General features: G+C 67.2%; 9 protein-coding genes. All 9 read left to right on the plus strand.

Translation table 11 applies throughout. From position 1 onward, the window contains the following. Nucleotides 1–234: 234 nt before the first annotated feature. The 9 genes from dnaE to frr all read left to right on the plus strand — a co-directional run bounded on the left by dnaE (nt 235) and on the right by frr (nt 12,999). Entirely contained in the window at nt 235–3,765 is a 3,531-nt protein-coding gene (gene dnaE, locus QX094_RS24855; RefSeq protein ID WP_315711589.1) for a DNA polymerase III subunit alpha, read from the plus strand. Between the two features lie 170 nt (nt 3,766–3,935). Continuing rightward, entirely contained in the window at nt 3,936–6,239 is a 2,304-nt protein-coding gene (locus QX094_RS24860) for a caspase family protein (protein WP_315711590.1), read from the plus strand. Between the two features lie 182 nt (nt 6,240–6,421). Then, on the plus strand, nt 6,422–7,714 hold the full coding sequence (locus QX094_RS24865; protein WP_315827151.1) for a serine protease: 1,293 nt from the start codon (nt 6,422–6,424) through the stop codon (nt 7,712–7,714). Beyond that, nucleotides 7,711–8,673, plus strand: coding sequence for an FHA domain-containing protein (locus QX094_RS24870; protein ID WP_315711593.1), 963 nt, complete (start codon nt 7,711–7,713; stop codon nt 8,671–8,673). The genes QX094_RS24865 and QX094_RS24870 overlap by 4 nt, the downstream gene beginning before the upstream one ends. A 90-nt stretch (nt 8,674–8,763) precedes the next feature. After that, nucleotides 8,764–9,285, plus strand: a complete 522-nt coding sequence (locus QX094_RS24875; protein WP_315711595.1) for a hypothetical protein — start codon at nt 8,764–8,766, stop codon at nt 9,283–9,285. 154 nt (nt 9,286–9,439) lie between these two features. Next, complete coding sequence (locus QX094_RS24880) at nt 9,440–10,429, plus strand: 30S ribosomal protein S2 (RefSeq protein WP_315711596.1); 990 nt, start codon at nt 9,440–9,442, stop codon at nt 10,427–10,429. 129 nt (nt 10,430–10,558) lie between these two features. Further along, nucleotides 10,559–11,482, plus strand: a complete 924-nt coding sequence (tsf, locus tag QX094_RS24885; protein ID WP_315711597.1) for a translation elongation factor Ts — start codon at nt 10,559–10,561, stop codon at nt 11,480–11,482. A 74-nt stretch (nt 11,483–11,556) separates the two neighbouring features. Beyond that, nucleotides 11,557–12,273 carry a UMP kinase gene (pyrH, locus tag QX094_RS24890; protein ID WP_315711598.1) on the plus strand — a complete coding sequence of 239 codons (717 nt, stop codon included), beginning with the start codon at nt 11,557–11,559 and terminating at the stop codon, nt 12,271–12,273. 162 nt (nt 12,274–12,435) lie between these two features. Continuing rightward, the gene (gene frr / locus QX094_RS24895) at nt 12,436–12,999 is read left to right on the plus strand and encodes a ribosome recycling factor (protein ID WP_315711599.1); all 564 of its coding nucleotides are present in this window, start codon (nt 12,436–12,438) and stop codon (nt 12,997–12,999) included. Nucleotides 13,000–13,004: the final 5 nt, after the last annotated feature.

Consider the following 13,004-nt stretch of genomic DNA (forward strand, 5'->3'; position numbering starts at 1 on the left):
TCGTCGGCATGATCGCGCTCTGGGCGCAAATCATTCCACAGCTTTAGTTTTCCGAGCGCGGCGGCTGGGGACAAGGCAGGCGAGGGCGCCGGACTCGCCGGAGGTCGTCCGATATGATGCGGAGCGAGTCGGTCGGGGTCTAGGGTCATGGCGGTTCATGACTTCGAGCCAAGCCCAAGGCTTGGCCCCGCACCGTGATCTCGGAACAAGCCCCAGGGAAGCTGCAAGGCGAGCATGTCCAGCGCCGGATTCGTCCATCTCCACGTCCATTCCGCCTATTCGCTGCTGAAGGGCTCGATCAAGATCGGCAAGCTCGGCGAACTCGCCAAGGCCGACCGCCAGCCGGCGCTGGCGCTGACCGACACCGACAACATGTTCGGTGCGCTCGAATTCTCCGACAAGATGGCGAGCTATGGCATCCAGCCGATTGCCGGCTGCGAGCTCGCCATCGATTTCGGCGACATGGACCCGAATGCCCGCAATGCCGGCGCGGTCGCGCAGCCCTCGCGAATCGTCCTGCTTGCCGCACGCGAGGAGGGCTACCGCCACCTGATGCGGCTGAACTCGCGCGCCTTCCTGGAGACGCCGACGCACCAGGCGCCGCACATCAAGTTCGAGTGGCTGAACGAGGGTGTCGATGGTCTGATCGCGCTCACGGGCGGGCCCGATGGGCCGATCTCGCTCGCGATCCAGCACGACATGGCGGCACTTGCGACGCAGCGCTGCGAGCGGCTGGCAAGCCTGTTCGGCGACCGCCTCTACATCGAGCTGCAGCGCCACGGCGTCGACCGCGAGCGCCGCGTCGAAGGCGGCCTGATCGATATCGCCTATGGCAAGGGCCTGCCGCTGGTCGCGACCAACGAGCCGTATTTCGCGACCGCCGACGACTACGAGGCGCATGATGCGCTGCTGTGCATCGCCGGCGGCCATCTGATCGCCGACACCGAGCGCGTGCAGCTGACGCCGGATCACCGCTTCAAGACCCGTGCCGAGATGGCGGTGCTGTTCGCCGACCTTCCGGAGGCCTTGGCCTCGACGGTCGAGATCGCCGAGCGCTGTTCGTACCGGCCGCGGACGCGCAAGCCGATCCTGCCGTTCTTCACGGTCGGCGCCGGCACCGGCAGCGATGCCGTGGACGCCGCCAGCGCCGAGGCCGCCGAGCTGAAGCGACAGGCGGAGGAGGGTCTGGAGCGGCGCCTCAAGGTGCACGGCATGGCGCCGGGCATGACCGAGGAGGACTATCAGAAGCGGCTCGCCTTCGAGCTCGACGTCATCATGCGCATGAAGTACGCGGGCTACTTCCTGATCGTGTCGGACTTCATCAAATGGGCCAAGGCGCACGGCATCCCGGTGGGACCGGGCCGCGGCTCCGGTGCAGGCTCGCTGGTCGCCTGGGTCTTGACCATCACCGACCTCGACCCGATGCGGTTCGCGCTGCTGTTCGAGCGCTTCCTCAATCCCGAGCGCGTCTCGATGCCGGACTTCGACATCGACTTCTGCCAGGACCGCCGCGGCGAGGTGATCTCCTACGTGCAGCAGCGCTACGGCCGCGACCAGGTGGCGCAGATCATCACCTTCGGCACGCTGCAGGCGCGCGGTGTGCTGCGCGACGTCGGCCGCGTGCTGCAGATGCCCTACGGGCAGGTCGACAAGCTCACCAAGCTGGTGCCGCAGAATCCGGCCGCGCCGGTGACGCTCGCCGCCGCGATCGAGGGCGAGCCGAAGCTGCAGGCCTTCCGCGACGAGGACCCAGTGGTGGCGCGCGCCTTCGACATCGCGATGCGCCTCGAAGGCCTGACGCGGCATGCCTCGACCCACGCCGCCGGCATCGTCATCGGCGACCGGCCGCTGAGCGAGCTGGTGCCGATGTATCGCGATCCAAAATCGGACATGCCGGTCACCCAGTTCAACATGAAGTGGGTCGAGCCCGCCGGCCTCGTCAAGTTCGACTTCCTCGGCCTGAAGACGCTGACCGTGCTCGACGTCGCCGTGAAGCTGCTGAAGCAGCGCGACGTCCACGTCGATCTCGCGACCCTGCCGATCGACGACGCGCCGAGCTATCAGATGCTGGCGCGGGGCGACGTGGTCGGCGTGTTCCAGGTTGAAAGCCAGGGCATGCGGCGTGCGCTGATCGACATGCGCCCGGACCGCTTCGAGGACATCATCGCGCTGGTGGCGCTGTATCGTCCCGGTCCGATGGCCAACATCCCGACCTACTGCGCCCGCAAGCACGGCGAGGAGGAGCCGGAATATCTGCACCCGATCCTGGAGCCGATCCTGAAGGAGACCTTCGGCGTCATCATCTACCAGGAGCAGGTGATGCAGGTCGCGCAGCAGATGTCCGGCTATTCGCTCGGCGAAGCCGACCTCCTGCGGCGCGCCATGGGCAAGAAGATCCGCGCCGAGATGGACAAGCAGCGCGTCCGCTTCGTCGAAGGCGCCGTCAAGAACGGCGTGCCGAAGGACCAGGCCGACACGATCTTCGACCTGCTCGCCAAATTCGCCGACTACGGCTTCAACAAGTCGCACGCGGCCGCCTATGCGCTGGTGTCCTACCACACCGCCTACATGAAGGCGCATTATCCGGTGGAGTTCATCGCGGCGTCGATGACGCTCGATCTCAACAACACCGACAAGCTCTCGGAATTTCGTGCCGAGGCGCAGCGCCTCGGCATCAAGGTCGAGCCGCCGTCGATCAACCGCTCGGGGCCGACCTTCGAGGTCAGCGGCAACACCATCTTCTACGCGCTCGCGGCGTTGAAGGGCGTCGGCCCGCAGGCGATCGAGATGATCGTCGAGGCCCGCAACAAGGGCGGCCCGTTCACCTCGCTCGCCGACTTCGCCTCTCGCGTCAATCCGCGCGCGATCAACAAGCGCATCATCGAGACGTTGGCGGCGGCCGGTGCGTTCGACGTGCTCGACAAGAACCGCGCGCGGGTGTTCGCCGGCGCGGACGCGATCGTCGCCGCCTGCCAGCGCGCGCACGAGGCCGCCACCTCCGGCCAGAACGACATGTTCGGCAACGCCGCCGATGCGCCCGCGATCATCCTGCCGAACATCGAGAACTGGCTGCCGGCCGAGCGTCTGCGGCGCGAATATGATGCGATCGGCTTCTTCCTGTCGGGCCATCCGCTCGACGACTACGCGGCGGCGCTGAAGCGCCTGCGCGTGCAGAGCTGGGCCGAGTTTTCGCGTGCGGTGAAGACCGGCGCGACTGCGGGCAAGGTTGCCGCCACCGTGGTGTCGCGCATGGAGCGGCGCACCAAGACCGGCAACAAGATGGGCATCATGGGTCTGTCGGATCCGACCGGCCATTTCGAGGCCGTGCTGTTCTCTGAGGGCCTCGCACAATATCGCGACGTGCTCGAGCCGGGCGCGGCGGTGCTGCTGCAGCTCGGCGCCGAGCTGCAGGGCGAGGATGTCCGCGCGCGGGTGCTGCATGCCGAGCCGCTCGATGATGCCGCCGCCAAGACGCAGCGCGGATTGCGCATCTTCCTGCGCGACACCAAGCCGCTCGATTCCATCGTCAAGCGCCTGCAGGGGCCGGAAGGTGCCGCGGTCAATGGCAACGGGGCGATCGCCAAGAGCGCCGCGCCGCCCTTGGCGCCCCGCACCGCAGCAGGCGAAGGCGAGGTGTCGCTGGTCATGATGCTGGACCTCGAAACCGAGGTCGAGATGAAACTGCCGGGGCGCTTCAAGGTTTCGCCACAAATCGCAGGTGCCATCAAGGCGGTGACCGGCGTGGTCGACGTGCAGCAGCTGTAATCGAGGCGATCGTTCCGCTGGAGCGGCTGCGTTCGGCGATCTTGCTGGTCGAACGGGGGGACGAGGAACAAAAAAGCTGCGCGTGGGCTGTACGGACATGCCTCCGTTCAACCGCGGTTCAGCCATTCTCCCGCTGAATCCGCGGCGGGTGCCTCGAAGGGGCTTGAACCATGCGCTTGACCAAGATCACCGCGAAGATCGTCCTGAGTGTCTCGCTCTGCCTGCTCGCCTTGGCGGCCTTGCCGCGGCTTGCCGCAGCGCAGCAGCCCGGCGCCGAAAAGCGTATCGCTCTGGTGATCGGCAACGGGGCCTATGCCAAGGGCCCGCTGGCGACGGCGGCCAACGACGCCGGCCTGATCGCGCAGACGCTGCAGGCCGCGGGCTTCGATGTGGTCGGCGCGCGCGATCTCGATGCCGACACGCTGCGCAAGAGCTTTCGCGATTTCATTCACAAGGCCCAGTCAGCCGACACCAACACCGTCGCGATGGTCTATCTGGCCGGCTACGGCATGCAGCTCGCCGGCGAGAACTATTTTCTTCCCGTCGACGCCAACATCGGCAGCGACGTCGACATTCCGACCGAAGGCCTGCGCCTCAGCGACTACATCCGCCAGCTTGCGGCGACGCCGGTGAAGGCCAGCGTCGTGGTGCTCGATGCCGCCCGCCAGCAGCCCTTCATCGCCAGCGGTCCGGCGATCGCCGGCGGCCTGGCGCTGGTTGAGCCCGATGCCAACATGCTGATCGCCTTCAATGCGGCGCCGGGCACGATCGCGCCGAACGAGACCGGCGCCTACGGCGTCTACGCGCGCTCGCTCGCGGAGATGATCCGCACCGGCGGCCTGTCGCTGCCGGAGGTGTTCGACCGGCTGCGGCTGCGCGTCAACGAGGAGACCAAGGGCGCGCAGGTGCCGTGGGATGCGCAGAAGATCCAGGCCGCCTTCACCTTCTTCGAGCGGGCGCCGGACGCGCCCGCCACGCCGGATTCGCCGGAGCAGACCGCGGCGCTGCGCTCGCGCCCGATCCGCGAGCTGCCGGTGCAGGAGGCCTATGCCGCGGCGCTGGAGCGCGACACGCTGCAGGGCTATGAGGATTTCATCGCCGCCTATCCGAGCGACCCGCTGGCGCGGCGCGTGCGCGCCCTCGTCGCCGCTCGCCGCGAGGCGCTGACCTGGCGACGGACGTTTCGCACCGACAGCCCGGAGGCCTATTGGTCCTACCTGAAGCGCTATCCCTATGGCGCGCATGCCGAGGACGCCCGGCGGCGGCTGGCGATGTTGTCGGCACAGCCGGCGCCGCCGCCGACCTTCGCGATGATCGAATATGACGTGCCGCCGCCGCCGCTCGACGAGGTGATCTATGTCGAACGTCCGGTGCTGCTGTTCTCGGATCCCGAATTCGATTTCGTGCCGCCGCCCCCGCCGCCGGTCTACATCCTGCCGCCGCCTCTGCCGGAGTTCGTGGAGCTGCCGCCGCCGTTCGCTCCGGTCGGCCTGTTCATCCTGCCGCGGCCGGTGTTCGTGCCGATCCCGGTCTATGTCCGGCCGCCGGCTTTCGTTGCCCCGCCGCCGAACAACATCATCTACCAGAACATCCACAACCCGACCGTCATCAACACCGTGATCAATCGTCCGGCGCCGCCGGCCGCGCCGATCACTGCCGGCCCCGCGGCCGTGACGACGCCGGCCGTGGCGGTGGCACCGGCCCTGCCGCCGGCCGTCGCGCAGCGCGCCACGCTGATCCAGCAGGGCAAGGTCCCGCCGCCGGGAGGACCGCTCACCAATCCCACGGTCCGGCCCGGTGCAGCACCGGCCATTCAGGCCAACGCTCCGCCGGGCGGACCCTCGCCGGCCATGACGGGACCCGGGCAGGGGCATGCCAATGTCAATCCGCTGCCGGTGCCCGGTCGCGGTGGTCCGCCGGTGCCACCATCGGTTCAGGCTCCTAGTCTGCGCCAGCCGGCACCGGCATCGCCCTCTGCCGCGCTGCCACCGCCCGCGCGCCAGGATCTGCGCGCGAACCGCACGCCGCCGGGCGCAGTCGTGCCGCAGCCCGCAAGGCCATCGGTGACGCCGTCCCGTCCGGTCATGCCGTCAGCCGTTCCGCGCGGGCCTGAGGTGAGCCCGCGCATTCAGCAGGCGACGCCACCGCAGATCCAGCGCCGCCCGCCGCCACCACCGGCGACGGCGCGTCTGAGCCCGCCACCGGCGCCGCCACGACCGCCGGTTGCACCGATGGTTCGGGCGGCTCCGCCACCTCGGCCGGCGCCACCGCCGCCGCAAGTCATGCGTCCGTCCGCTCCGCCACCGATGGCGCGTCCTGCGCCTCCACCGCAGATGGCGCGTCCCAGTCCGCCGCCGATGGCCGCCGTGGCCCGGCCGGCGCCGCCGCCGATGGCGCGGCCCGCGCCGCCGCCGCCACGTCCGGCGGCCCCGCCGCCGGGCAAGAGATGTCCGCCGAACGTCCCGCATTGCTGAGCCGCGGCGCGTTGGCCTGAGGTCGGCGCGGTTGCAACATCGGCCTGTTTTCGATATGGCCGGACCGCCGGACTGATCGATCGTGGGCGCAGGACGTCGGCGGCCGACGACGTGTTGCGGGGGCATCAGTGATATCAGCGTTTGTCGGGACCTTGCGCACGCTGTCTTTGCGAAGCTCAATCATGGCCGCGCTTTGCGGCGTCGGTATCGCCGGCCTGCCATCGCCAAGCGATGCTCAAGCGCTGCCGGGCGCCGAAGCCGTCTATGCCTCGGCGCCGCCGCGCCTGCTCCAGATCCGCACGCTCGTGGCCGATGCCGGCCGCCAGACCTCGACCGGATCCGGCTTTCTGGTCTCCGCCGACGGGCTCGCGGTCACGAACTATCACGTTGTGTCGGATGCAGCACTCGAGCCGAAGACATACCGGCTCGAATATACGGGAGCCGATGGCACGCAGGGCGGCGTCACGTTGCTCGCTGTCGACCTGCCCAACGATCTCGCGCTCGTTCGCGTCGACAAGCAGAACGCGCCGTTCTTTTCGTTCGACAAGGCCGCGCTCGACGGCAGCCTGCCGAAAGGCGAGCGGCTCTATTCGCTCGGCAACCCGCTCGACCTCGGCTTCACCATCATCGAGGGAACGTATAACGGTCTCGTCGAGCACAGCTACAACGATCACATCCATTTCACCGGCGCGCTCAATCCCGGCATGAGCGGCGGGCCCGCGGTGAATGCGCAAGGCCAGGTGGTCGGCATCAACGTCGCCACGCGCCGCGGCGGCCAGCTCATCAGCTTCCTGGTGCCCGCCCGCTTCGCGGCCGCGCTCCTGGCGCGCGGCCAGGATGCCAGGCCGGCGGCGGCCGATCTGCACAAGGACGTGATCGCGCAGCTTACGAGCTGGCGTGGAGCGCTCTACAAGTCGCTGGGCGAGGAGGGCTTCCGCGATCGGGTGTTCGGCTCCTATCAGGCGCCGGAGACGCGCGCGGGCTGGTTCGAATGCTGGGCGAGCACCAATGCCAGCGCGTCGCCGAAGCCGCGCGCCAGCATCAATTCGACCAGTTGCAAGGCCGAGGCCAGCGTCTATGTCGCGTCCGACCTCAACACCGGCGTGGTCGAGGTCAGCCACTCCTACGCGAAATCGATCGACCTCAATCAATTCCAGTTCGCGACCGTGCTGACGCAGCTGGCGCAGCCGCGACTCACCCAGGGCGGCTCGTTCCGCAAATGGTACACGCCGCAGCATTGCCATGCCGATTTCGTCGGCGTGACGCCGGCGGCCGCTCATCCGCCGCTACGCGTGCTGTGGTGCGCGCAGGGCTATCGCGAGTTCGACGGCCTCTATGACGTCGTGCTGGTCGCGGTGACGCAGGACCATGCCGACGAGGCGCTGGTGTCGCGGCTGAACCTGCAGGCGATCGCCTATGACGACGCCTTGCGCCTCGGCAAGAGCTTCCTCGAACGCCTGCAGGTCGCACGATGATCTGGATCGAGATCCTCTCCAAGCATCGCGACGTCGCCGGCCGCTTCCGCGTCGATGCCGCCGAGATCAGCATCGGCCGCGGCTACGACAATCACGTCATCCTCGACGATCCCTATGTCGCCGCGCGCCATGTGCGAATTTTCCGCGACGGCGAGGGGCGCCTGGTCGCCGAGGATCTCGGCAGTGCCAATGGCCTCTTTCTCGATCGCGGCAAGAGCCGGAAGCCGCAGCTCGTCCTCGACGGCGCCAAGCCGATCCGGATCGGCCAGACGCTGCTTCGGATCCGCGACGCCGGCCATGCCGTCGAGCCGGAGCGGCTCGCGGGCTCCGAACGCGGGGCGCTGCCGATCATCGCCGCGATCGCCCTCGGTGTCGTCCTGCTCGCGATCAACGCGGTGATGACCTGGTTTGCGCAGACCTCCGAGGCGCATCTGTCCGATTATCTTGTGCCGACCGTCACGATGATCGGGGTGGTCGTCGCATGGGTTGGCGTCTGGGCGCTGCTGGCGCGGCTGTTTTCCGGCCGCTCGCATTTTCTGCGCCACCTCCTGATCGCGCAGGCGGGTCTGATTGCGTTCTGGGTCTACAGCGAGTTCGCCCAGATTGCCTCGTTCGCCCTGACCTGGAGCGCTGTCTTCACCTACGGCTACGTCGTTTCGTGGATCGTTCTCGCCGCGACCTGCTTGCTGCATCTGCGTGAGGTCGGACGCACCCATATGCTCGCCAAGGGCCTGGTGGTCGGCCTTTTGCTGGTGGTCGCGATCGCGATCCAGACCGTGCAGCGGTCGGAGGCGTTGGCGAATTCCGGCCGTCCCAATGTCAGCCACGTGCTGATGCCGCCGTCCCTGCGCCTGGTCCCGGTGCAGGACGAGCAGACCTTCTTCGAAGACGCCGCGCGGCTGAGGGCGAAGCTCGATGCCGACCGCGCCGCGCTGGCCCCGGCCGGTGTGGAGCGCTGATCACAGTTCCACTGTCTTTGCTCCCGGAGGTTGAAAGTTCCCTGGTTCCCGTCATAGCCTCGAACCCCGGATTTCTACGGGGAGGGGGCAATGAACAGGCGAGCGCTGCTGGGATTGGGAGCGGCATTTCTGGTATCAGGATGCCTGACAGGCAAGGAAGGCACCGAATACGCTGTGGTGTCACAGAAGATCGGGGCACCGCGTGCCGGGCAGTCCCGCATCATCATCATGAGCTTGAAGGATGCCTGGCTGGACCGGACCACGTGCGACGCCAAGGTCGACGGCGTCGCGCTGAGCCGCCTGATCCCCGGGACCTATGTCTACGTCGACCGGCCGGCCGGTCCGCACCACCTCGTCGCCACCCAGACCCTGTTCCCAGGCGACTCGGTGCTCGATTTCAACACAGAGCCGGGGCGGACCTATTTCTTCTCGATCAGGCCCAGTGATCGGTCCAGGGCCATGCAGGGCGGCGGCATGGCGTTCGGCCTGCTCGGCATGGGCGTCATGGCCGCGGCCTCGTCGGGCGCCGACAACAAGGGTCCGGTCGACTTCGTTCCGCTGCAGGAGGGGCAGGCCCGGACGGCGATGGTCGAGCTTCTGCAGGCCGAATGAGCCCATTTTCCTTGCGTTGCGCCAAAATCCGGCTATATAGCGCGCCATCTCACACGGAAACTTGGCTCTCCTAGAGGGCGTCCGGTGGCAAGCCGGGCCTTGACGGCCCGTTTTTGCTCACGCGTTTCCGGAGGAATCAACCGGAGAATATCCAATGGCGCTGCCTGAATTCACGATGCGTCAGCTGCTCGAAGCTGGCGTGCACTTTGGTCACCAGTCTCACCGCTGGAATCCGAAAATGGCCGATTTCATTTTCGGAGCCCGCAACAACATCCACATCATCGATCTCGCCCAGACCGTGCCGCTGCTGCACACGGCGCTGCAGGCCGTCAGCGACACCGTCGCCAAGGGCGGCCGCATCCTGTTCGTCGGCACCAAGCGCCAGGCGCAGGACAACGTGGCCGATGCAGCCAAGCGCTGCGCGCAGTATTTCGTCAATTCGCGCTGGCTCGGCGGCACGCTGACCAACTGGAAGACGATCTCGGCCTCGATCAAGCGCCTGCGTCATCTCGACGAGGTGCTGTCCTCGGGCGAAGCCAACTCCTACACCAAGAAGGAGCGGCTGACCCTGCAGCGCGAGCGCGACAAGCTCGACCGCTCGCTCGGCGGCATCAAGGACATGGGCGGTCTGCCCGACATGATCTTCGTGATCGACACCAACAAGGAAGACATCGCGATCCAGGAGGCCCAGCGCCTCAAGATCCCGGTGGCCGCGATCGTCGACACCAATTGCGATCCGAAGGGCATCACCTATGTCGTGCCCGGCAATGACGACGCCGGCCGCGCCATTTCGCTGTACTGCGACCTGATCGCGCGGGCCGCCATCGACGGCATCTCGCGCGCGCAGGGCGAGCTCGGGATCGACGTCGGCGCCTCGGCGGCTCCGCTCGAGGAAGATCTTCCGGCTGCGTCCACTTCGACGTTCCAGGGTCTGCCTGGTCCGCGCGGCACCGCCGATGATCTCAAGAAGCTCACCGGCGTGTCCGGTGCGATCGAGAAGAAGCTCAACGACCTCGGCATCTTCCACTACTGGCAGCTCGCCGAGCTCAACCACGACACCGCGCACCAGATCGGCGAAGAAGTCGGTCTCCCGAGCCGGGCCGATGCCTGGGTCGCGCAGGCCAAGTCGCTCGCCGACGCGTAAGACGACACAACACCATTCTGGCCGGCGTCTCACGCCGGCCATCGCGACTGAGATAGGTTTTTCCTGGCAGCGGGCGGCGACGAGCCATCCGCTGCGTCGCGCTTTGGACAGGCAAAAGGACGTTCAACGATGGCTAATATCACCGCAGCGATGGTGAAGGATCTGCGCGAGTCGACCGGCGCGGGCATGATGGACTGCAAGGCCGCGCTCACCGAGAACGGCGGCGACATGCAGGCCGCGCAGGATTGGCTGCGCAAGAAGGGCCTGTCGAAGGCCGCCAAGAAGGCCGGTCGCGTTGCGGCCGAGGGCCTGATCGGCGCGCTGACCTCCGGCAAGAAGGGCGTGGTCGTCGAGGTCAATTCCGAGACCGACTTCGTCGCCCGCAACGAGCACTTCCAGGGTCTGGTCAAGATGATTGCCCAGGTCGCGCTCGACGTCGGGGCCGACGTGGAGAAGATCAAGGCCGCCAAGGTGGGCAGCATCACGGTCGAGGCCGCGATTGCCGATTCGATCGCCACCATCGGTGAGAACCAGACGCTGCGGCGTGCGGCTTCGCTCGAAGTGAGCCAAGGCGTCGTGTCGAGCTACGTCCATGGCGCCGTCATCGAGGGTGCCGGCAAGCTCGGCGTGATCGTGGCGCTGGAGTCGCCCGGCAAGACCGACGAGCTCGCCGTGCTCGGCCGTCAGCTCGCGATGCACGTCGCCGCTGCCAATCCGCAGGCGATCGATGCGGCGGGTCTCGATCCGGAGCTCGTCAAGCGCGAGAAGGACGTGCTCGCCGACAAGTATCGTCAGCAGGGCAAGCCGGAAAACGTGATCGAGAAGATCGTCGAGTCCGGCCTGAAGACCTACTACAAGGAAGTCACCCTGCTCGAGCAGGCCTTCATCCATGACAGCGGCAAGTCGGTCGCGCAGGCGCTGAAGGAAGCCGAAGGCAAGGTCGGCGGTCCGATCAAGGTTGCCGGTTTCGTCCGCTATGCCCTCGGTGAGGGTATCGAGAAGGAAGAGACCGACTTCGCTGCCGAAGTCGCCGCCGCCAGCGGCAAGAAGTAACGACTGAGCACAGTCACGATCCGGCGCGGCGTTCGCGCCGGATCTCAACGCGCGGGATAGGAGAGCATTGGCACATGGCTGAGCCGGTCTATCGTCGCGTCGTGGTCAAGCTGTCCGGCGAATATCTCGCGGGCCCTCATTCCTTCGGCATCGACCAGCCGACCGTCGACCGCATCGCCGATGACCTCATCGCGGCCCAGAAGCTCGGCGTCGAGATCGCCGTCGTGGTCGGCGGCGGCAACATGGTGCGCGGCGTCGAGGTGTCGTCGCAGGGCGTGTCGCGTCCGACCGGCGACACCATGGGCATGCTCGCCACCGTCATGAACTGCCTGGCGCTGGAAGCCGCCATCCAGCGCAAGGGCACCCCGGCGCAGGCGCTCTCCGCTTTCGTCATGCCGGAGGTGTGCGAGCTGTTCACCCGCGCTGCGGCGCACAAGTCGCTGGCCGAAGGACGCATCGTCGTGCTCGGGGGCGGCACCGGCAATCCCTATTTCACGACCGATACCACAGCGGTCTTGCGGGCGGCCGAGATCGGTGCCCAGGCCGTGCTCAAGGCCACCAATGTCGATGGCGTCTATAGCGCCGATCCCAAGAAGGATCCGGCCGCCAAGCGCTTCGACCGGCTGACCCATTCGCAGGCCATCGAAGGCGGCTACAAGGTCATGGACGCGACCGCATTCGCCCTTGCCCGGGAAACGTCGCTGCCTATCATTGTGTTCTCCATTGCCGAACCGGGCTCGATCGGCGCGATGCTGCAGGGCGAAGGGCGCGGCACCATCGTCGCGGGGTGAGCCGCGGCACCGTCGGCCGCCGGTGTTGGACCGATCCCGAGCCTGCGGTAGAAGCGTAAGCGAGACAGGATTTCATCCGGGAGTCGCCCGAGTCCGGCCGCAGGCATTTCAAGGCCTGGCAGAGCCGGCCGCAACGCCCCGGATTGCAGAAAGGAAAGCGTGATGAGCACGGGCAATTTCGACCTCAACGAACTGAAGCGCCGCATGCAGGGCGCGACCCAGGCGCTGAAGCACGAGCTCGGCGGCCTGCGCACCGGCCGCGCCTCGGCGTCGATGGTGGAGCCGGTCCAGGTCGAAGCCTATGGCTCGCACATGCCGCTCAACCAGCTCGCGACCGTCTCCGTTCCCGAGCCGCGCCTGCTCTCGGTGCAGGTCTGGGACCGCTCCATGGTCAAGGCCGTCGAGAAGGCGATCGTCGATTCCAACCTCGGCCTGTCGCCGGCGACCGAAGGCCAGGTGATCCGGCTGCGCATTCCCGAGCTCAACCAGGAGCGGCGCAAGGAGCTGGTCAAGGTCGCGCATAAATATGCGGAAGCTGCCCGTGTCGCCGTCCGCCATGTCCGCCGCGACGGTCTCGATACCCTCAAGAAGCTCGAGAAGAATCACGAGATGTCCGAGGACGATCAGGAGCGCCTCGCTGCCGACGTGCAGAAGGCGACCGACAGCGTGATCTCGGAGATCGACCAGCTGCTGGCGGCGAAGGAAAAGGAAATCCTCACCGTCTGAAGGAT

The organism is Bradyrhizobium sp. SZCCHNS1050, assembly GCF_032484785.1.
Taxonomy (GTDB): domain Bacteria; phylum Pseudomonadota; class Alphaproteobacteria; order Rhizobiales; family Xanthobacteraceae; genus Bradyrhizobium.

Bases quoted from the DNA above. Each gene is read 5' to 3' on its own strand.
- dnaE (WP_315711589.1), top strand. From the start codon at position 235: ATGTCCAGCGCCGGATTCGTCCATCTCCACGTCCATTCCGCCTATTCG.
- QX094_RS24860 (WP_315711590.1), top strand. From the start codon at position 3,936: ATGCGCTTGACCAAGATCACCGCGAAGATCGTCCTGAGTGTCTCGCTC.
- QX094_RS24865 (WP_315827151.1), top strand. From the start codon at position 6,422: ATGGCCGCGCTTTGCGGCGTCGGTATCGCCGGCCTGCCATCGCCAAGC.
- QX094_RS24870 (WP_315711593.1), top strand. From the start codon at position 7,711: ATGATCTGGATCGAGATCCTCTCCAAGCATCGCGACGTCGCCGGCCGC.
- QX094_RS24875 (WP_315711595.1), top strand. From the start codon at position 8,764: ATGAACAGGCGAGCGCTGCTGGGATTGGGAGCGGCATTTCTGGTATCA.
- QX094_RS24880 (WP_315711596.1), top strand. From the start codon at position 9,440: ATGGCGCTGCCTGAATTCACGATGCGTCAGCTGCTCGAAGCTGGCGTG.
- tsf (WP_315711597.1), top strand. From the start codon at position 10,559: ATGGCTAATATCACCGCAGCGATGGTGAAGGATCTGCGCGAGTCGACC.
- pyrH (WP_315711598.1), top strand. From the start codon at position 11,557: ATGGCTGAGCCGGTCTATCGTCGCGTCGTGGTCAAGCTGTCCGGCGAA.
- frr (WP_315711599.1), top strand. From the start codon at position 12,436: ATGAGCACGGGCAATTTCGACCTCAACGAACTGAAGCGCCGCATGCAG.